This window comes from Pseudomonas sp. GW821-FHT11D10 (assembly GCF_058808435.1).
In genome coordinates, this window is sequence record NZ_JBXARR010000004.1 from 376,747 (window position 1) to 394,927 (window position 18,181).

General features: G+C 60.7%; 20 protein-coding genes. 10 read left to right on the top strand and 10 right to left on the bottom strand.

Going from position 1 to position 18,181, the window contains the following annotated elements; genetic code table 11:
* Positions 1-70: 70 nt before the first annotated feature.
* Together AC1RT4_RS15410 and AC1RT4_RS15415 are read right to left on the bottom strand one after the other, a co-directional pair.
* Positions 71-820, bottom strand: coding sequence for a TerC family protein (locus AC1RT4_RS15410; protein WP_085608320.1), 750 nt, complete (start codon positions 818-820; stop codon positions 71-73).
* A gap of 29 nt (positions 821-849) precedes the next feature.
* Complete coding sequence (locus AC1RT4_RS15415; protein WP_007951568.1) at positions 850-1,089, bottom strand: hypothetical protein; 240 nt, start codon at positions 1,087-1,089, stop codon at positions 850-852.
* A gap of 146 nt (positions 1,090-1,235) precedes the next feature.
* On the opposite strand from AC1RT4_RS15415, the gene nhaR reads away from it, so the two are divergent.
* The gene (gene nhaR / locus AC1RT4_RS15420) at positions 1,236-2,135 is read left to right on the top strand and encodes a transcriptional activator NhaR (RefSeq protein WP_007951569.1); all 900 of its coding nucleotides are present in this window, start codon (positions 1,236-1,238) and stop codon (positions 2,133-2,135) included.
* Here the strand turns inward: nhaR and AC1RT4_RS15425 are convergent.
* Positions 2,132-3,292, bottom strand: coding sequence for an MFS transporter (locus AC1RT4_RS15425; RefSeq protein ID WP_007951570.1), 1,161 nt, complete (start codon positions 3,290-3,292; stop codon positions 2,132-2,134). The genes nhaR and AC1RT4_RS15425 overlap by 4 nt on opposite strands.
* Before the next feature lie 338 nt (positions 3,293-3,630).
* Between AC1RT4_RS15425 and sstT the strand changes: the two genes are divergently transcribed.
* Positions 3,631-4,863, top strand: coding sequence for a serine/threonine transporter SstT (sstT, locus tag AC1RT4_RS15430; protein ID WP_493086066.1), 1,233 nt, complete (start codon positions 3,631-3,633; stop codon positions 4,861-4,863).
* A 65-nt stretch (positions 4,864-4,928) separates the two neighbouring features.
* Here the strand turns inward: sstT and AC1RT4_RS15435 are convergent, their stop codons facing one another.
* Positions 4,929-5,438, bottom strand: coding sequence for a DUF1993 domain-containing protein (locus AC1RT4_RS15435; RefSeq protein WP_007951572.1), 510 nt, complete (start codon positions 5,436-5,438; stop codon positions 4,929-4,931).
* Positions 5,439-5,564: 126 nt separating this feature from the next.
* On the opposite strand from AC1RT4_RS15435, the gene AC1RT4_RS15440 reads away from it, so the two are divergent.
* The gene (locus tag AC1RT4_RS15440; RefSeq protein ID WP_493086068.1) at positions 5,565-6,215 is read left to right on the top strand and encodes a YceH family protein; all 651 of its coding nucleotides are present in this window, start codon (positions 5,565-5,567) and stop codon (positions 6,213-6,215) included.
* Between the two features lie 16 nt (positions 6,216-6,231).
* On the opposite strand, the gene AC1RT4_RS15445 is transcribed toward AC1RT4_RS15440, so the two are convergent.
* Complete coding sequence (locus tag AC1RT4_RS15445) at positions 6,232-6,750, bottom strand: cupin domain-containing protein (protein WP_493086070.1); 519 nt, start codon at positions 6,748-6,750, stop codon at positions 6,232-6,234.
* Positions 6,751-6,847: 97 nt separating this feature from the next.
* Entirely contained in the window at positions 6,848-7,666 is an 819-nt protein-coding gene (locus AC1RT4_RS15450) for a shikimate 5-dehydrogenase (RefSeq protein ID WP_493086072.1), read from the bottom strand.
* A gap of 254 nt (positions 7,667-7,920) precedes the next feature.
* Here AC1RT4_RS15450 and AC1RT4_RS15455 point away from each other — a divergent pair, with 254 nt between their 5' ends.
* The 3 genes from AC1RT4_RS15455 to AC1RT4_RS15465 all read left to right on the top strand — a co-directional run bounded on the left by AC1RT4_RS15455 (position 7,921) and on the right by AC1RT4_RS15465 (position 8,995).
* Entirely contained in the window at positions 7,921-8,271 is a 351-nt protein-coding gene (locus AC1RT4_RS15455) for a hypothetical protein (protein WP_007951578.1), read from the top strand.
* A gap of 244 nt (positions 8,272-8,515) precedes the next feature.
* A complete protein-coding gene (locus AC1RT4_RS15460) occupies positions 8,516-8,710 on the top strand; it encodes a hypothetical protein (protein ID WP_007951579.1) in 195 nt (64 codons plus the stop codon).
* A gap of 102 nt (positions 8,711-8,812) precedes the next feature.
* Positions 8,813-8,995 carry a hypothetical protein gene (locus tag AC1RT4_RS15465; RefSeq protein ID WP_493086075.1) on the top strand — a complete coding sequence of 61 codons (183 nt, stop codon included), beginning with the start codon at positions 8,813-8,815 and terminating at the stop codon, positions 8,993-8,995.
* Here the strand turns inward: AC1RT4_RS15465 and AC1RT4_RS15470 are convergent.
* Positions 8,992-10,053, bottom strand: a complete 1,062-nt coding sequence (locus AC1RT4_RS15470) for an AI-2E family transporter (protein WP_493086077.1) — start codon at positions 10,051-10,053, stop codon at positions 8,992-8,994. The two genes, AC1RT4_RS15465 and AC1RT4_RS15470, sit on opposite strands and share 4 nt — an antisense overlap.
* A gap of 156 nt (positions 10,054-10,209) precedes the next feature.
* On the opposite strand from AC1RT4_RS15470, the gene trhP reads away from it, so the two are divergent.
* Entirely contained in the window at positions 10,210-11,538 is a 1,329-nt protein-coding gene (gene trhP / locus AC1RT4_RS15475) for a prephenate-dependent tRNA uridine(34) hydroxylase TrhP (RefSeq protein WP_493086079.1), read from the top strand.
* 6 nt (positions 11,539-11,544) lie between these two features.
* Here the strand turns inward: trhP and AC1RT4_RS15480 are convergent, their stop codons facing one another.
* Positions 11,545-12,408, bottom strand: coding sequence for a LysR family transcriptional regulator (locus AC1RT4_RS15480; RefSeq protein WP_085608313.1), 864 nt, complete (start codon positions 12,406-12,408; stop codon positions 11,545-11,547).
* 102 nt (positions 12,409-12,510) lie between these two features.
* Here AC1RT4_RS15480 and AC1RT4_RS15485 point away from each other — a divergent pair, with 102 nt between their 5' ends.
* Positions 12,511-13,404: a DMT family transporter gene (locus AC1RT4_RS15485; RefSeq protein WP_493086081.1), complete on the top strand. Its 894-nt coding sequence runs from the start codon at positions 12,511-12,513 to the stop codon at positions 13,402-13,404.
* A gap of 12 nt (positions 13,405-13,416) precedes the next feature.
* Here AC1RT4_RS15485 and AC1RT4_RS15490 read toward each other — a convergent pair whose 3' ends face one another.
* Complete coding sequence (locus AC1RT4_RS15490) at positions 13,417-14,133, bottom strand: FadR/GntR family transcriptional regulator (RefSeq protein ID WP_221533189.1); 717 nt, start codon at positions 14,131-14,133, stop codon at positions 13,417-13,419.
* A gap of 364 nt (positions 14,134-14,497) precedes the next feature.
* On the opposite strand from AC1RT4_RS15490, the gene AC1RT4_RS15495 reads away from it, so the two are divergent.
* Both AC1RT4_RS15495 and gudD read left to right on the top strand, forming a co-directional pair.
* Entirely contained in the window at positions 14,498-15,844 is a 1,347-nt protein-coding gene (locus AC1RT4_RS15495) for an MFS transporter (RefSeq protein ID WP_127798849.1), read from the top strand.
* A 14-nt stretch (positions 15,845-15,858) separates the two neighbouring features.
* On the top strand, positions 15,859-17,202 hold the full coding sequence (gene gudD, locus AC1RT4_RS15500) for a glucarate dehydratase (protein WP_493086084.1): 1,344 nt from the start codon (positions 15,859-15,861) through the stop codon (positions 17,200-17,202).
* Here the strand turns inward: gudD and AC1RT4_RS15505 are convergent.
* Complete coding sequence (locus AC1RT4_RS15505) at positions 17,199-18,074, bottom strand: LysR family transcriptional regulator (RefSeq protein ID WP_039767644.1); 876 nt, start codon at positions 18,072-18,074, stop codon at positions 17,199-17,201. The genes gudD and AC1RT4_RS15505 overlap by 4 nt on opposite strands.
* Positions 18,075-18,181: the final 107 nt, after the last annotated feature.

The window sequence follows — 18,181 nt, forward strand, 5'->3', positions numbered from 1 at the left end:
CCGTAACCGTTACAAACAAAAAGGCCGCCTGGACTCTCTCGAGTTCAGGCGGCCTTTGGTTTTCCAGCGATTACGCTTCGGCAGTCAGTTTCTTCTGCTTGGCGCGGCGCGACATCATGTTCAGCACTTCAATCGAAGCCGAGAACGCCATGGCGGCATACACATAACCTTTCGGTACGTGGGCGCCGAAGCCTTCGGCGATCAGCGTCATGCCGATCATGATCAGGAAGCCCAGAGCCAGCATCACCACCGTCGGGTTGTCGTTGATGAACTTGGCCAGCGGATCAGCTGCAAACAGCATCACCAGCACCGAGACAACAACTGCAATCACCATGATCGGCAAGTGTTCGGTCATGCCGACAGCGGTAATGATGCTGTCGATCGAGAACACCATGTCCAGCATCAGGATCTGCCCGATGGCGGCGGCGAAGCCCAGGGTCACCTTAGACGTCGCAGTCTTCGGATCTTCCGGTGCCGGATCCATGCTGTGATGGATTTCCGTGGTGGCTTTCCACAACAGGAACAGACCGCCGGCGATCAGGATCATGTCCTTCCAGGAGAACGCGTGGCCGAGGATCTCGATGACCGGTGCGGTCAGCTGAACGATGAACGCGATGGTGCTCAACAGGGCCAGACGCATGATCAGCGCCATGCCGATCCCCAGACGACGAGCCTTCTGCCGGTACTGCTCAGGCAGCTTGTTGGTCAGGATCGAGATAAAGATCAGGTTATCGATGCCGAGCACGATCTCCATCACCACCAGTGTGGCCAAGGCAATCCAGGCGGTCGGGCTGGCGGCGAGTTCTAACAGATATTCCATGGGTCAGTCCTGACTCTGTGTAAGACGGTTTAGATTTCCTGGGAGGACGATTCGGATTTTTCTTCGTCGTCTTTCGGTTCTTTCTTGCTGATCAGATTGCCGGTGGCATCGCTGAGCGCCTCTTCGGCAGCTTTATGCGTGTCGTCGATGGCTTGTTTGGCCGCTTCGGCCGCCTGACCCATCAGTTGCTGGGCGCTCTTTTCGGCCTGGTCGCAACCGGCCAGTACCAGTAAAGACGCGATCAACAACGCCGTAGTTTTTAGTTTCATGATGCTTCCCTCGATAGAACAGACAGCGCCGTACAGACCGGCCGTCGATGGCTGGGCATTCTAGGGAGACAAACACTTCAGGAAAATTCGTATTTTTAGCGGCTATACTTCGATTTATACGAACTGTATTTGACGGACCGAACCCCATGCTCAATTACCGACAACTGCATTACTTCTGGGTGGTGGCCAAGACCGGCAGCATCGTGCGCGCCTGCGAGCAACTGAACCTGACGCCGCAGACCATCAGCGGGCAGATTTCCCTGCTCGAACAGACCTACGGCATCGAGTTGTTTCAACGGGTCGGCCGCCAACTTGAGCTCACCGAAGCCGGGCGTCAGGCCCTGCCCTATGCCGAGCAGATGTTCCAGCTCGGCGGTGAACTGGAGCTGATGCTGCGCGCCCAGCCCAACGAACAGCAGATCCTGTTCCGGGTCGGCGTGGCGGACGTGGTGCCCAAATCCATCGTCTATCGCCTGATCGCGCCGACCATGGAATTGAGTGAACCGCTGCGCATTACTTGCCGCGAAGACAAGCTTGAACGCCTGCTGGCGGACCTGGCGATCCAGCGCCTGGACCTGGTGATCTCCGACAGCCCGATGCCCTCGCACCTGGACATCAAGGGCTACAGCCAGAAACTCGGCGAATGCGGAATCAGTTTTTTCGCCACCGCCGAACTGGCAGCGCAATACGGTCAGGATTTTCCACGCAGCCTGCACGGTGCCCCGCTATTGATCCCCGGCGCAGAAACCGTGGTGCGCAGCCGATTGCAGCGCTGGTTCGCCGAGCAGCAGATTCAGCCGAGGATTGTCGGGGAGTTCGATGACAGCGCCTTGATGCAGGCGTTCGGCCAGTCCGGCAGCGGGATCTTCATCGGCCCGAGCGTGATTGCCGATGAGGTGAAGCGCCAGTACGGCGTCGAGTTGATCGGCCAGACCGATGCGGTGAGTGAGTCGTTCTACGCGATCTCGGTGGAGCGCAAGGTCAAGCACCCCGGCATCAAAGCGATCACCGAAGGTGCCCGACGCGAGCTGTTTACAGCGTTTTAAGCCGGCGCGCAGACGTCGCGCGGCTTGAGCACCATCAGCACCATGGCGAGGAAAATCGACAGCAGAATGAACCCGGCCGCGGCGAAGCCCACAAAGCCCAGACCGGCACTGTCGATCACTCGACCGCCAATGATCGCGCCCAGACCAATCCCGAGGTTGGCCCCGGCAATGTTCAGCGACGCGGCGAAGGCCGGCGCCTCAGGTGCGGCTTTCATCAAGCGCACGTGGCTGACCAGAAACAGCGCCGCCTGCGTCACGCCCCAGATGCCCATCGCCGCCGCCAGACCCAGCGACGAATTGATGTTCGGCACCAGCGCCACCATCCCGGGGATCATGAACGCGCAGAACATCACCGAAGCCATCAGTGGATGGCGATCCACCGCACGACCGCCCAGCGAGTTGCCGATCAGACCGACCGCGCCAAAGCCCATCAGGCACCAGCCGACCACGGTGCCATTGAAGCCGGCCAGACGTTCAAGGATGTCCGCCAGATAGGTGTAGGCGGTGAACATGCCGCTGAACACCAGGATCGACAGCAGCACATGGCCGAGCATCAGCGGACTGCGCAGGATCTTGAACTGCGAAGCGAAACTGACCTGATGCTGGTGCAGGCTGGTTTTCGGCAGATAGACAAACAGCAGCAACGCCTTGGCGAACGCGATCACCGCCAGAATGGCGAACGCACTGCGCCAGCCGAACGCATCGGAAATCAGCGTACCGACCGGAATCCCGAACACGGTGGCGCAGACGATGCCGAAGCCGATCTTGGCGATCGCGCGACCGGCGAAGTCCGGGCCGACGATGTCAACGGCAGTTTCGCTGGCCAGCGCCCAGAACACCGGAAGCCCCAGCGCCGGGATCAACCGGGCAATCGCCATGACCCAGATGTTCGGCGCCAATGCCGCCACGGTATTGGCCAGACCGAACATGATCAGGATGGTGATGAACAGTTTACGCCGCTCGAAGCGGGCGAAATATGCAGTCAAGAAAGGACCGAACATTGCCACGGTGAAAGCGAATAGAGTCACCAGCAGCCCGGCCTGCGGGATGGTGACGGCCAGGTCGCGAGCAATCGCCGGCAGCAGGCCGACAATGACGAACTCCGTGGTCAGCACCGTGAACCCGGCGGCAGACAACAGAAGGATGGGCAACAGCATGAGGAACTCCAGCAAAACGACGACACCAGCGCTAACCCGAGGGCCCGCCGGCAGAACTTGAAAATAAGGATGCGCAATCTTAACAGAGTGTTTCCCGAGTGACTTGCACAAACCTGTCTAAGTTGCAGAGGGATCCGGTGGCAGATCGTCACAGGTCTGAAGGATCCGGACGACGCTGTGATAAAGTCCGCGCCCTGCAAAACGTACACCCTGTTCAGCCACCCGTTTAACGGTGTGGCTGTCGCGTCAGTCCTTTCGGTTCGTGTCTGTGGCCTGCCCCCGATTCAACGCCCGGATCACGCAACCTTGCACCCTATAAAAAAACCAGAGATGCCGTTATGACCGCTTCATCCCCTTCTCTATTGCAACGTCTTAAAAGCCTCAGCCTGGTCACCCAGATCCTGATCGGCCTGATTGCCGGCATCGCCCTCGCGCTGTTCGCGCCGGAAGCGGCCAAAGGCACGGCCTTCATCGGCAAGGTGTTCGTCTCGGCGCTGAAAGCCGTGGCGCCGATCCTGGTGTTCGTGCTGGTCATGGCGTCGATCGCCAACCACAAGCACGGCCAGGAAACCCATATCCGGCCGATCCTGTTCCTGTATCTGCTGGGCACCTTCGCCGCCGCCGTGGTCGCAGTGATTGCCAGCATGATGTTCCCGTCGCATCTGGTGCTGTCCACCGACAACATCGCGGTAAGCGCGCCGGGCGGCATCAGTGAAGTGCTGCAAAGCCTGTTGCTGAGCGTGGTCGACAACCCGGTGAGCGCACTGATGAACGCCAACTTCATCGGCATTCTGGCCTGGGCCATCGGCATGGGCGTGGCGATCCGTCACGCCGGCGACACCACCCGCGAAGTGGTCAGTGACCTGTCCAACGGCGTGACCCTGATCGTGCGCGTAGTGATCCGCTTTGCGCCGCTGGGGATTTTCGGCCTGGTGGCCTCGACCCTGGCCACCTCCGGTTTCGGCGCGCTGGTCGGTTACGCGCACCTGCTGGCGGTATTGCTGGGCTGCATGCTGTTCGTGGCGCTGGTGATGAACCCGTTGATCGTGTTCTGGAAGCTGCGTCGCAATCCGTACCCGCTGACGCTGAAATGCCTGCGTGAAAGCGGCATCACCGCGTTCTTCACCCGCAGCTCGGCGGCGAACATTCCGGTCAACCTGGAATTGAGCAAGCGTCTGGGCCTGCATGAAGACACCTACTCGGTATCGATTCCGCTCGGCGCCACCATCAACATGGCCGGCGCCTCGATCACCATCACCGTGTTGACCCTCGCGGCCGTGTACACCCTGGGCATCGCCGTGGACATCCCGACCGCGATCCTGCTCAGCGTTGTCGCCGCGATCTGCGCCTGTGGGGCGTCGGGCGTGGCCGGTGGCTCGTTGCTGCTGATTCCGCTGGCGTGCAGCCTGTTCGGCATCCCGAGCGAAATCGCCATGCAGGTGGTGGCGGTCGGTTTCATCATCGGCGTGCTGCAGGATTCGGCCGAGACGGCGCTGAATTCCTCCACCGACGTGCTGTTCACCGCCGCCGCATGCCTGGGCGAAGAACAGAAAGCTCAGCGTCCAGCGTAAAAAACCGGCGCAACAAAAAGCCCGCCAAGGCGTAAACCTTGGCGGGCTTTTTGTTGCAGAACGTTTTAGAACGCGCCCATGTAATCGCGCTTGCCCACTTCCACACCGTTGTGACGCAGCAGTGCGTAGGTGGTGGTGACGTGGAAGAAGAACTGCGGCAGACCGTAGCTCAGCAGGTAAGCCTGGCCACTGAAGCGCTTCTCTTTCGGGGTGCCCGGGCGGGTCACGATTTCAATCCCTTCCTTGCCATTGATCTGCTCTGGCTTGATCTCGCCGATGAAAGCCAGAACCTTGGCGATCAGCGCTTGCAGCTCGGCGAAGGTGGTTTCGGTGTCGTCATATTTCGGGATTTCGATTTCGGCCAGACGCGAGGAAACGCCTTTGGCGAAGTCCACGGCGATCTGCACCTGACGCACCAGCGGGAACATGTCCGGGTACAGACGCGCTTGCAGGAAGGCGTTCGGGTCGATGTTTTTCTCGGTGGCGTGGGCTTCAGCCTTTTTCAGCACATCGCTCACGGCGTTGAGCATTTGTTGGAAAACCGGGACGGATGCGGCGTACAGGGAAATGGTCATGGCAGTCTCACGTGGTGGCTGGGTGAATCGTGGGGGCGATTATAGCCATGCTCGCATGGCGGCGCGGCTTGTCTTTTATCCAGCAAGGATTAGGCTAGGCGCCTTCGACTGCAGAGGGAACGCGCGATGACCACAGAATTTGAAACCCGCTCCGACGAACCACGGCTCAACGCCACGGAAATCCGCATTCTGGGCTCGTTGATCGAGAAACAGGCCACCAGCCCGGAAACCTACCCGTTGACCCTCAACGCGCTGGTGCTGGCCTGCAACCAGAAAACCAGCCGGGAACCGGTGATGAACCTGACCCAGGGCCAGGTCGGCCAGAGCCTGCGCGCCCTCGAAAGCCGCGGTTTCGCCAAACTGGTGATGGGCAGTCGCGCCGACCGCTGGGAGCACAAGGTCGACAAGGCGCTGGAGCTGGTGCCGGCGCAATTGATCCTGACCGGGTTGATGTTCCTGCGCGGCCCGCAGACCGTCAACGAACTGCTGACCCGCAGCGGTCGCATGCATGAATTCGAAGACGCCGAACAAGTGGTGCATCAGCTGGAACGCCTGATCGCCCGGGAGCTGGCGGTGTTGATTCCGCGTCAGGCCGGTCAGCGCGAAGATCGCTACACCCACGCGCTGGGCGATCCGGCGGACATCGAGGCGATTATCGCGGCGCGCCAGAATCCGAGTGATCGCGGGGCTGCCAGCGGTGTGTCAGCGGAGCGTATCGAAGAGCTGGAAGCGCGGATTGCGGCGCTGGAAGAGCGCTTGGCCCGCCTCGAAGAATAAAAGCACCGGGACGGCGTTATTCGCCGTCCCAGTAATCCACGCCGTCCGCCTGCCGCGCCACCGCCACGAAGCCCGAGGCATTGCCTTCGGCATCGACGTTGAAGTTGTCCATCACCGCGTATTTGTTCGAATCCGGGTACTCGCAGATTTCCGGTTGCTGCTGGGTACTGACGGCCAGATAACGCAGTTCCGCAGCACTGGTGTTGATGATCTGATGCGCCGCTTCCGGGCCGCCCGGCGGGCAGGCGATCACGTCGCCGGCGCGGATCGGGAAACGTTCGGCGCCGAGGCGCACCTCCCCTTCCCCGGCCACCACGTAAAACATTTCTTCATTGACCCGATGACTGTGAAACGGGCTGCCACGCATGCCCGGCGGCAGCGCATACAGGCGATATCCGAGCTTTTGCGCGCCCAATTGCTGGCCGACCCGGGCGAAGCGTTGCTGATAACGCCCGGCAGTTTCGCCCTCGGGGGCCAATGATTCGGGAAGCGGTTCGAGTTCGACGTCATTCAGGTTGAGAATGGGCGGATGCATGCAAACCTCGGCTTTTGTGATGGGCAAGTCTGTGCTTGCTGATCCGGCAGTATAGGCAACGGCAAATCCGGGCGGATATGCCGTTTCTCAGGCTCCATCAGCTACGGGCAAACGCCACCGCTGCATCGAATTGCTCGACCGTCGGCCGCACGCCGGTGTACAGCACGAACTGCTCCAGCGCCTGGATCGCGATCACTTCCAGTCCGGTGATCACCTTTTTACCTTCGGCACGACCGCGCACGATCAGCGGGGTTTCCGAGGGGATCGCGACCACATCGAATACGGTGTCGGCTGACTTGATCACATCCGCTTCAAACGACAGCTGCCCTGCTTCCGGGCCTCCGTCCATGCCCACTGGGGTCACGTTGATCAGCATCTGCGGACGCTCGTCGCCCAATTCCGCCTGCCAGCGATAACCCAGAGAATCCGCCAGCGCGCGCCCGGCGCGCTCGTTGCGGGCCACGATCAAACCGTTTTTGTAACCGCCATCGCGCAAGGCACTGGCCACCGCCTTGGCCATGCCGCCGCTGCCGCGCAGGGCGAAAGTCGTGTCCTTCGGCACCGCGTGGGTTTCCAGCAACTGGGCGATGGCAATGTAATCGGTGTTGTAGGCCTTGAGATGGCCACTGGTGTTGACGATGGTGTTGATCGACTGGATCGCTGCCGCCGAGGCATCCAGTTCATCGACCAGCGCAATGCTGGCTTCCTTGAACGGCATCGACACCCCGCAACCGCGAATCCCCAGCGCGCGGATCCCGCCGACTGCACCGGGCAGGTCCTTGCTGCTGAACGCCTTGTAGTAGAAATTCAGGCCCAGTTGTTCATACAAATGGTTATGAAAACGCAGACCGAAATTCCCGGGACGCCCAGACAGGGACATGCACAATTGGGTGTCTTTGTTGGGGTTCATCTGCATGGGAGGCTCCTTCGAATGCACTTTCGGATGGACGGGATTAGCCAGCCCATCGGGTTCTGAACGATCATAAGGCGGTCTGTTCCGGGCATCACAGCCGATGCCGAAAATCCGGTAAACAAACCGGTACAGACCTTACACAAAATTTACCTAGCGGCCGTGCTGTTTTTCAAAATGTTGCTGTCTTAGAAGTATCCCCGCGCCATTCCGGGCCTGTTGCAGATTCGGACGCCGGGTCGAAGAACCGAGGAATTATCATGATTCGTAAACTCCCCATCGTGGCCTTGTTGATTGGTGCATTCGCGATCACGGGTCAGGCAGAAGCCCACGGCGGTGGCTGGCAGGGCCCGGCGGTATTTGGTGCGATCGTCGGCTCGGCCATCATCGGCTCGGCGCTCATCAACCAGGATCGGCCGGTGTACGTCCAACAGCCTGTTTACGCTCAACCGGCACCGGTCTACGTGCAGCAACCGCCGCCACCGGTCTACTACCAGCCGGCCCCGGTTTATGTGCAGCAACCGGTCTACGTCCAACCGGCCCCGGTCTATTACGGCCCGCCGCGCGGTTATTACGGCCGGCCACACTATTACGGTGGCCCGCGCTGGTAACCGGTAAACGAAGCCCCGCTTAATAGCGGGGCTTTTTATTGCCTCCAGAAAAGCCAACCGTCCGTCGGCCAAGGTCTGAAAAAATCTCGCCAAGGTCGCTGTGGGGACAGTTTGAACCGTTAAAGTCGGCATGATGGACTCGACCGTCGGGGGCAAAACACAAACGGTCATCTATTTGTCATGACGGAACCGCACTCTGAATCCGTCCGCATACAACAGGTTGATAACAACAAGGACGACTTGAATGCCTACACAGAATCCACACCGCATCGTCGGCTTATGCACCTCGAGCAAGGTCTACAACGCCCTGACCGAACTCAAGCACCTGGAAGGCCACCGCACGGCGAAGTTTCTCTCGCTGCTGGCGGAAAACCTGGTGCGCAAGGGGTTTCTCAATGAACACGAGATCGTGCACATGCTCGATCAAGTGGTGGATTGAGCCAGCCCTCAGCGGCGTCAATGTCCACTATCGAAAGCGTTGATTGTCCCTGAAACGGCCAACTCCCTAAGGTAGCTCCATAGATTGATGGAGGTACTTCTCATGGCTCAGGTTCAAATCATGTCCGTTGTCGGCAGCGCCGTTCCCGCATCCCTCAGAGAGTTGGGACTGCTCGCCTGCTGGTATCTGGTACGCGACGGCGAGCCGGTCAGCGGCCCGCTCACGTCCTTGCCGGCGGCGCAGGCACTGTCGCAACAATTGCTCGACGGCCCGTTCAAGGCTTAAGGCAGCTGCACTTTCGGTTTGCTTTCGATGAACAGCGCCCAACTCGACATGAACAGCGCCGCGATCAGCGGCCCGATCACGAAGCCGTTGAGCCCGAACACCGCCAGCCCGCCCAGGGTCGAGATCAGGATCATGTAGTCCGGCATCCGGGTGTCCTTGCCCACCAGAATCGGGCGCAGCAGGTTATCCACCAGACCGATCACGAACACCCCGAACAACCCCAGCACCACGCCCTGCCAGATCATTCCGCTAAGCAGGAAGTAAGCCGCGACCGGCACCCAGACAATCCCCGCCCCGACCGCCGGCAGCAACGACAGAAACGCCATCAACACCGCCCAGAGCAACGCGCTGGGAATGTCGAGAAACCAGAAAATCGCCCCGCCCAGCGCACCCTGCGTGATCGCCACCAGCAGATTGCCCTTCACCGTCGCGCGCACCACGCGGTTGAATTTCAGCTGCAAACGACGTTTGTGATGCTCCTCCAGCGGTATCGCCGTGCGCACCTTGCGCGCCAGTTCGGCGCCATCGCGCAGAAAGAAAAACAGCAGGTACAGCATGATGAAAAAACTCACCACAAAATCGAACGTGCCCTGGCCGAAGCTGAACGCCTGGCTCGCCAGCACCTGACTGCCCTGCATCGAGGCTTTGACAATCTTCTCGCGCAAGGCATTGAGCTCACCCAAGCCGAAGCGATCGAGCAAGTGCTGAAAATACGGCGGCAGGCTGTGTTTGAACTGCGCCAGATAGGCGCCGACATCGAGCTTGCCGCTCTCGATATTGTCGTAGAGCGTCGCCCCTTCCTGCACCAGCAACACGCTGATGACGATCACCGGCAGGATCGCGATCACCAGACACACACTCAAGGTGCATAGCGAAGTGAGGTTGCGTTGCCAGCCGAATTTCAGCTGCAACTGGCGCTGCATCGGCGCGAACAGGATGCCGAGAATCACCGCCCAGAACACCGCGCCGTAGAACGGCAGCAGGATCCAGATAAAGGCGACCGTCACCAGAAACAGCAGCACGGTGAGGGATTTGAATTGCAGACTCTTTTGGTTCATGTCCGGTCCAGGTCAGTCAGGCGCCACCCGCGCCCGTCCCGTTTAGTCAGCCAGCGTCAGCGCGAGTGCCCTGTTTCTTCATGGAGCATAGATCCAGATCAATAAACCCTCGGCGCAACTGCTCTACCCTGCCGCGCTTTTGCGACCGACGCCGCCATGACGACCTCCTTCACCCCCGAACTGCTCGCCCCCGCCGGCACCCTGAAAAACATGCGCTACGCCTTCGCCTATGGGGCCGATGCGGTGTATGCCGGCCAGCCGCGCTACAGCCTGCGGGTACGCAACAACGAGTTCGATCACGCCAACCTCGCACTCGGTATTCGTGAAGCTCAGGCCCAGGGCAAGCGCTTCTACGTGGTGGTCAACATTGCGCCGCACAACGCCAAGCTGAAGACCTTCCTCAAGGATCTGGCGCCGGTGATCGAGATGGCGCCGGACGCGCTGATCATGTCCGACCCGGGCCTGATCATGCTGGTACGCCGGCACTTCCCGCAGATGCCGATCCACCTGTCGGTGCAGGCCAACACGGTGAACTGGGCGAGCGTCGAGTTCTGGCAGCAACAGGGCTTGAGCCGGATCATCCTGTCCCGTGAACTGTCGCTGGAAGAAATCGGCGAAATCCGCGAGCAAGTGCCGGGCATGGAGCTGGAAGTGTTCGTCCACGGCGCACTGTGCATGGCCTATTCCGGCCGCTGCCTGCTCTCGGGTTACATGAACAAGCGCGATGCCAATCAGGGCACCTGCACCAACGCCTGCCGCTGGAAATACTCGGCGCAGGAAGCGACCGAAAACCAGCTCGGCGAAATCGTGCAGACCTTCGAACCGCAACCGACCCTCGGCCTCGGCGCCCCCACCGATCAGGTGTTCCTGTTGCAGGAAGCCAACCGTCCCGGCGAGTTGATGCCGGCCTTCGAAGACGAACACGGCACCTACATCATGAATGCCAAGGACCTGCGTGCGGTGCAACACGTCGAACGCCTGACCCGCATGGGCGTGCACTCACTGAAGATCGAAGGCCGGACCAAATCGCACTTCTATTGCGCACGCACCACTCAGGTCTATCGTCGGGCCATCGACGATGCGGTGGCCGGCCGCGAATTCGACCGCAGCCTGATGACCGATCTGGAATCCCTCGCCCAGCGCGGCTACACCGAAGGTTTCCTGCGCCGCCATGTGCATGACGAATACCAGAACTACCAGAACGGCAGCTCGGTGTCGGAGCGTCAGCAGTTCGTGGGAGAGCTGACCGGCGAACGCCGGGATCGACTCGCCGAGGTCAAGGCGAAGAACCGCTTTGCCCGGGGCGATCATCTGGAACTGATGACACCCAAGGGCAACTTCCATTTTGACCTGCATGAACTGCAGAACCTTAAAGGCGAAGCCATCGACGTGGCGCCGGGGGACGGGCATACGGTGTATCTGCCGATTCCGGATGCGGTGGATTTGCGCTTCGGCTTGTTGATGCGCGACGTGAGCGGCGGCTGATCCGGCTCAGACAAACTCCTCGCGCAACATCGCCACAAATGCCTCACGCGCCGGGTGCACCCCGGCGTTTTCATGCCAGTAGAACAAGTTGTCGATGGCCGTCAGTTCCGGAAATTCGTAACCCGCACAACCCGCGCCTTTGGCGTATTGCTCGAATACGCCTTTGGGCACCAGCGCCACGCCGGCGCCGGCACTCACGCAACCGACAATCGCCCCGTAACTGGCCAGACTGACAATCGGCAGTGCCAGCCCCTGACGCAACAACCAGTGCTCCAGCGCGGCGCGATACGGACAGCCCTGCGGCCACATGAATACGGTTTTGTCCTGCAAATCGTCGAGGTCGCGCACCGGCCCGAACGAGGTTGATGCGATCAGCAGCAATTCTTCGCGATACATCGGCGTGCGTTTGAGCTGCGAGCGCTCGACGTCCACCGCAACGATGGCGCCGTCGAGTCGATGGCTGACGGTATCGTCGAGCAGTTGCCCCCAGGTGCCGGTGGTCAGTTCCAAGGCCACGTTCGGATAGCGTTTGTGAAATTTCGCCAGCAGGCGCGGCAGACGCCCGGTCGCCGAAGATTCGATGGCGCCGATGCGCAGTGGCCCGGACGGCTCGGCAGCGGGATCGACTGCGCGTTTGGCTTCGGCAGTCAGTGCCAGAATCTTTTCTGCATAGGCGAGAAAAGTCTGACCCGCAGGACTGATCCGCAGCCCGCGCCCTTCGCGCAGAAACAGCGCCACCCCGAGCTCCGCTTCCAGGGATTTGATCCGCGCCGTGATATTCGACGGCACGCAAAACAGCTTTTCAGCCGCTTTGGCGATGCTGCCGACCTCGGCCACGGTCTTGAACATGCGGATCTGCGCCAGCTCCATAATTCGTCACTCACAGTGAATGGTTGGCGCAGTATAAGTCAGTTGTGGCGAATGATTGACCGCCCGGATACTCGGCGCATCAACCCTCCTGGTGCCTCGCTCATGCCTTCCACTTCACCTTTGAAAATCCTGTTGGCAATGGCCTTCGTCGTCGGCTGCTGGGCCTATTCGCCCACCGGTATCCACATCGGCCTGCAAGCCTACGATCCCGGTCATCTGGCGCTGCTGCGGTTTCTGCTGGCTTCGTTGTTCATGGCAGTGATTGCGGGTTTCAAGGGCATTCATCTGCCGCGCCTGCAGGATTTGCCGCTGTTGTTTGCCCTGGGCTTCTTTGCCGTCAGCCTGCATCACGTCGTGCTGAACATCGGTCAGCAAAGCGTCAGCGCCGGCGCGTCGAGTGTGCTGGCGCAATCGACGCCGCTGTTCAGCACGTTGCTGGCGCGGTTTCTGTTCAAGGATCGGGTCAGCGTCTGGCGCTGGGGTTGTGTGTTGCTGGGATTCGTCGGCGTGGTGATTGTGGTCAGCGGCGATCGCGGCCTCGGCAGCATCGACGCCCACGGCTTGCTGATTCTGCTGGCCGCCGTGTCGTGGAGCGTTTACTTCGCCCTGCAAAAACACCACGCCCGGCGCTACGACGGGCTGACGCTGGTTTGTTACACCGTGTGGTCCGGCACGCTGTTGCTGTTGATCTACTTGCCGGGGCTGGCCGACAGCGTGGCCAGTGCGCCACTGCGGGTGCAATGGGCGGTGCTGGGTCTGGGTGTGTTTCCCAGCGCCCTCGCCTATCTGGCGTGGGCATTCGTGCTCAAGCATGTGGACCTGAGCCGGGCGACGATGACGCTGTACCTGATTCCGCCAACCGCAATGTGCATTGCTTCCGTGGGATTGGGCGAACGACCGACGCTGTTGGTACTGGTGGGTTCGGCGGTGGTGTTGATCAGTGTGCTGGCGTTGAATCTGGAGCGGCCCGCGGCGGTGCGGGCCATTGAGACTTGAGTTGCGACACCGTTATGCGCCGCCTGCTGAAAACCGGTCGCGACTGTTGGTCAGGTGCAGCCACATCGCCGCACGCGCGGCGTCCGGGTCCTGACGCTTGATCGCGTTGAGGATCGCCTCGTGCTCCAGATTCGCCAGTTGCCCAAGCTTGCTCAAATCCACCGCCCCGCGCTCGGCCGCGTTGACCCGGGTGCGCGGGATCATCGCGCTGCCCAGGTGCTGCATGATTTCGGTGAAGCAGACATTGCCGGTGGCTTCGGCAATAAGCAGATGGAAGCGTCGATCGGCTTCGACGCAACTGTCGTTGTTGGCCAATAGACGCTGATAGTCGTCCAGTGCCTGACGCATCTGCACCAGTTGTTGCTCGGTTCGGCGCTGCGCCGCCAGTGCCACCGCTTGCGTCTCCAGGCCCATGCGCAATTCGAGAATGCTGCGCACCCCCAGCGCGGTGTCGACATTCAGCCGCAATCCCTGCTCCGGCGCGCGCTCGATCACGAAGGTGCCGATGCCGTGCCGCGTCTCCACCAGCCCCGACGCCTGCAATTTGGAAATCGCCTCGCGCACCACGGTGCGACTGACGCCGTGTTCCTGAACGATCGAGTTTTCCGACGGCAACTTGTCACCGGGCAACATCTGGCCGAGCAGGATGCTCTGGGTGAGTTTTTCCACCAGGTCATGGGCCAGGTTGTGTGCGCGTTTACGGGCGGGAGCGTCGAGGTCTTCTTGCATGGTCGGTTCCGGTGATCGGGGCAAATCGATCGTAGCACTGGAGGCGATGACTTGTATGAGCTCCTATGAATTCCGGGGCTTAACTTGTATGACAACATTCGATTTTAGCTAAAAACCCTCTCACTTCGCCGAACAATCGCCCCACGATCACTGGCATAGAATGCTCTGCCATATCTGACACAACCCTTACAAAAGCCAACAAACACGGAACTTAAAATCTTAAAAAGCATAAAAACCGCCTCCCGTAGACAAATTTGATTGAGCACTCCCGCTTGTAGGACAAAAAAATCTAGTTGTATGATGTCTATCAACAACGCAACACCAGACACACCCCGCATAAAAATAACGAGTGGGAGAAAACCAAGTGAAATCATCCATTGCCGGGATGAACGAGGGCACCGATTCCGTGCTGTCCTCCGCCATTGCCAAAGTCAAACGCCACGTCCTGCCGCTGTTCGTCATCATGTTCATCGTCAATTACATTGACCGGGTGAACATCGGCTTCGTCCGCACCCACATGGAACACGACCTCGGCATCGGTGCCGCGGCCTACGGTTTCGGTGCCGGGCTGTTCTTCATCGGTTACGCGCTGTTCGAAGTCCCCTCCAACATGCTGCTGCAAAAGGTCGGCGCGCGAATCTGGCTGACCCGCATCATGTTCACCTGGGGCCTGGTGGCCGCCGGCATGGCGTTCATCCAGAACGAAACCCACTTCTACATCCTGCGTTTTCTGCTCGGCGTGGCCGAGGCCGGGTTCTTTCCCGGGGTGATCTACTACTTCACGCGCTGGTTGCCGGGGGCCGAGCGCGGCAAGGCGATTGCGATTTTCTTGAGCGGTTCGGCCGTGGCCTCGCTGATTTCCGGCCCGTTGTCCGGCCTGTTGTTGCAGATCGAAGGTCTGGGTATGCACGGCTGGCAGTGGATGTATTTCATTGAAGGGATGTTCTCGGTCGGCCTGTGCGTATTCGTCTGGTTCTGGCTCGACGCCAAACCCCACGACGCCAAGTGGCTGACCCGCGCCGAGCAGGACGCGCTGGTCAAGGCCATCGACGATGAACAGAAGGCCCGCGAGGCCGCAACGCCGATCCGGCCGTCGCTGGGCAAACTGCTCAAGGATCGCCAGATCATCCTGTTCTGCCTGATCTACTTCTTCATTCAATTGACGATCTACGCCGCGACGTTCTGGCTGCCGAGCATCATCAAGAAAATGGGCGAGATGAGCGACTTCCAGGTCGGCCTGTTCAACTCGATTCCGTGGCTGCTGTCGATCATCGGCATGTACGCGTTCGCCTCGTTCTCGGCGAAGTGGAAACACCAGCAGGCGTGGGTGGCCACTGCATTGCTGATCGCCGCCGCGGGGATGTTCATGTCCACCACCGGCGGGCCGATCTTCGCTTTTGTCGCGATCTGCTTTGCCGCACTGGGTTTCAAATCCGCGTCTTCGCTGTTCTGGCCGATTCCGCAGGCTTATCTCGACGCACGGATCGCCGCTGCCGTCATCGCGCTGATCAACTCGGTGGGCAACCTCGGCGGTTTCGTCGCCCCGACCACCTTCGGCCTGCTGGAACAACACACCGGTTCGATCCAGGGCGGCCTCTATGGTCTGGCCGCGACCTCGATCATCGCCGCGATCATCGTGTTCGCCGCCCGCATGACACCCAAATCCGCACCTGACGTCGCCGTGGCCGATGCCGCGCCGAAACACGCTTGAAAGGACAATCCCAAATGACCGCACACGACATCGCCAAAGCCCCGATCATCACCGAGATGCAAGTCATCCCGGTGGCCGGCCACGACGGCATGCTGCTCAACCTGAGCGGCGCCCACGGGCCGTTTTTCACCCGCAACATCGTCATTCTCAAGGACAACGCCGGCCACACCGGCGTCGGTGAAGTGCCCGGCGGCGAGCGTATCCGCCAGACCCTCGAAGACGCGCGCAGCCTGGTGGTCGGCAGCCCGATCAGCACTTATCAGAAGATCCTCAACCAGGTGCGCCAGACCTTCGCTGACCGCGATGCCGGCGGTCGTGGCCTGCAAACCTTCGACCTGCGCATCACCATTCACGCGGTCACCGGGCTGGAAGCCGCGCTGCTCGACCTGCTCGGCCAGCACCTCGACGTACCGGTGGCCGCTTTGCTCGGCGAAGGCCAGCAGCGCGATGAAGTGAAGATGCTCGGTTATCTGTTCTACGTGGGCGATCGCCGGGAAACCGACCTCGCCTACCGCAGCGAACCGGATGCCGACAACGACTGGTTCCGCGTGCGTCACGAAAAAGCCATGACCGCCGATGCCGTGGTGCGTCTGGCCGAGGCTGCCCACGCGCGCTATGGCTTCAAGGACTTCAAGCTTAAGGGCGGCGTACTCAGCGGCGATGCCGAAATCGAAGCGGTGACCGCACTGGCCGAACGCTTCCCCGATGCCCGCATTACCCTCGATCCGAACGGCGCGTGGTCACTGAAAGAAGCGATCCGTCTGTGCCGCGACCAGCATCACGTGCTCGCTTACGCCGAAGACCCGTGCGGTGCGGAAAACGGCTATTCGGGCCGTGAAGTGATGGCTGAATTCCGTCGCGCCACCGGGCTGAAAACCGCCACCAACATGATCGCCACCGACTGGCGTGAAATGGGTCACGCGATTCAATTGCAGTCGGTCGATATTCCGCTGGCCGACCCGCATTTCTGGACCATGCAGGGTTCGGTGCGCGTGGCGCAGATGTGTCATGAATGGGGCCTGACCTGGGGCTCGCACTCCAACAACCACTTCGACATTTCCCTGGCGATGTTCACCCACGTCGCGGCCGCTGCACCGGGCGACATCACCGCGATCGACACCCACTGGATCTGGCAGGACGGCCAGCGCCTGACCAAGGCACCGCTGCAAATCGTCGACGGCTGCGTGCAGGTGCCGAAGAAACCGGGACTGGGTGTGGAACTGGATATGGATCAGTTGGCCAAGGCCCACGAACTCTATAAAGGCATGGGGCTCGGCGCGCGGGATGACAGCGTGGCGATGCAGTTTCTGATTCCGGGCTGGACGTTCGATAACAAGAAGCCGTGCCTGGTGCGCTAGGCCTGCGCAGCCTCCAATAGCCAGTGCCTGAACGCCGCCATTGCCGACGTCTCAGGCCGTGACTGCAAACGCGTCAGCCAATAGCTGCCGGTGGTGATTTCGATGGCAAAGGGTTGGCGAATCAGATCCGCCGCCAGTTGCCGGGCAAACATCAACGGCGGCGCCAGTGCCACCCCGCCCCCCTGCAACGCCGCCTCCATCATCGCCAGCGACGAGTCGAACACGATGCTCTGGGGCGGCGCGGCATGGGTCGCCAGTCCCGCCGCATGAAACCATTCCGGCCACTCATCGGTGCGATAGGAGCGCAACAAACGCTGCTGCAAAAGATCCCCCGGCGTGTGCAATTGCCGGGCGATTTCCGGCACGCAGAGCACCGACAACGGCGCCTCCAGCAAACGGGTCGCCTCGATACCGTGCCACGCGCCGGCGCCAAACCGGATCGCGTAATCCAGCCCTTCGGCGGCGACGTCCACCCGATTGTTGTTGGTCGACAGCCGCAAATCTATGAGCGGATGTTTCGCCTGAAAGTCCGCCAGCCTCGGCAACAACCAGCCCACGGCGAAGGTGCCCACCGCGCCGACCGTGAGCATTTCCCGATATTGCCCGCCCGCCAGACGCTCAAGCATCTGCGCGATATGATCGAATGACGTGGTCAGCACCGGCAGCAGAGTTTCGCCCTCGCCGGTCAGCATCAGCCCACGGGGCAGGCGTTTGAACAGGATCACGCCGAGTTGCGCCTCCAGGCTTTTGACCTGATGGCTGACGGCCGCCTGGGTCACGCACAACTCCACCGCAGCACGGGTGAAGCTCAGGTGGCGCGCAGAAGCTTCAAAGGCGCGTAATGCATTCAAGGGCAATTGAGGTCGAATCATGCCAGGTCCCAAATTTTTCTAATGGCTCGTCCGAGATTTCATCGTTTGTCGAAAGACGCCGGACTGCCTAGATTTGGCGGCGCCGATCAGCTGGCCCGACGGAAAAC

What these genes read in the sequence shown, in the direction of transcription:
- AC1RT4_RS15505 (WP_039767644.1), bottom strand. Translation starts at nt 18,074, where the DNA reads ATGATTCGACCTCAATTGCCCTTGAATGCATTACGCGCCTTTGAAGCT.
- nhaR (WP_007951569.1), top strand. Translation starts at nt 1,236, where the DNA reads ATGCTCAATTACCGACAACTGCATTACTTCTGGGTGGTGGCCAAGACC.
- AC1RT4_RS15415 (WP_007951568.1), bottom strand. Translation starts at nt 1,089, where the DNA reads ATGAAACTAAAAACTACGGCGTTGTTGATCGCGTCTTTACTGGTACTG.
- AC1RT4_RS15480 (WP_085608313.1), bottom strand. Translation starts at nt 12,408, where the DNA reads ATGGAGCTGGCGCAGATCCGCATGTTCAAGACCGTGGCCGAGGTCGGC.
- AC1RT4_RS15485 (WP_493086081.1), top strand. Translation starts at nt 12,511, where the DNA reads ATGCCTTCCACTTCACCTTTGAAAATCCTGTTGGCAATGGCCTTCGTC.
- AC1RT4_RS15450 (WP_493086072.1), bottom strand. Translation starts at nt 7,666, where the DNA reads ATGCAGATGAACCCCAACAAAGACACCCAATTGTGCATGTCCCTGTCT.
- AC1RT4_RS15445 (WP_493086070.1), bottom strand. Translation starts at nt 6,750, where the DNA reads ATGCATCCGCCCATTCTCAACCTGAATGACGTCGAACTCGAACCGCTT.
- AC1RT4_RS15435 (WP_007951572.1), bottom strand. Translation starts at nt 5,438, where the DNA reads ATGACCATTTCCCTGTACGCCGCATCCGTCCCGGTTTTCCAACAAATG.
- AC1RT4_RS15410 (WP_085608320.1), bottom strand. Translation starts at nt 820, where the DNA reads ATGGAATATCTGTTAGAACTCGCCGCCAGCCCGACCGCCTGGATTGCC.
- AC1RT4_RS15470 (WP_493086077.1), bottom strand. Translation starts at nt 10,053, where the DNA reads ATGAACCAAAAGAGTCTGCAATTCAAATCCCTCACCGTGCTGCTGTTT.
- sstT (WP_493086066.1), top strand. Translation starts at nt 3,631, where the DNA reads ATGACCGCTTCATCCCCTTCTCTATTGCAACGTCTTAAAAGCCTCAGC.
- AC1RT4_RS15490 (WP_221533189.1), bottom strand. Translation starts at nt 14,133, where the DNA reads ATGCAAGAAGACCTCGACGCTCCCGCCCGTAAACGCGCACACAACCTG.
- gudD (WP_493086084.1), top strand. Translation starts at nt 15,859, where the DNA reads ATGACCGCACACGACATCGCCAAAGCCCCGATCATCACCGAGATGCAA.
- AC1RT4_RS15460 (WP_007951579.1), top strand. Translation starts at nt 8,516, where the DNA reads ATGCCTACACAGAATCCACACCGCATCGTCGGCTTATGCACCTCGAGC.
- AC1RT4_RS15455 (WP_007951578.1), top strand. Translation starts at nt 7,921, where the DNA reads ATGATTCGTAAACTCCCCATCGTGGCCTTGTTGATTGGTGCATTCGCG.
- AC1RT4_RS15425 (WP_007951570.1), bottom strand. Translation starts at nt 3,292, where the DNA reads ATGCTGTTGCCCATCCTTCTGTTGTCTGCCGCCGGGTTCACGGTGCTG.
- AC1RT4_RS15465 (WP_493086075.1), top strand. Translation starts at nt 8,813, where the DNA reads ATGGCTCAGGTTCAAATCATGTCCGTTGTCGGCAGCGCCGTTCCCGCA.
- trhP (WP_493086079.1), top strand. Translation starts at nt 10,210, where the DNA reads ATGACGACCTCCTTCACCCCCGAACTGCTCGCCCCCGCCGGCACCCTG.
- AC1RT4_RS15440 (WP_493086068.1), top strand. Translation starts at nt 5,565, where the DNA reads ATGACCACAGAATTTGAAACCCGCTCCGACGAACCACGGCTCAACGCC.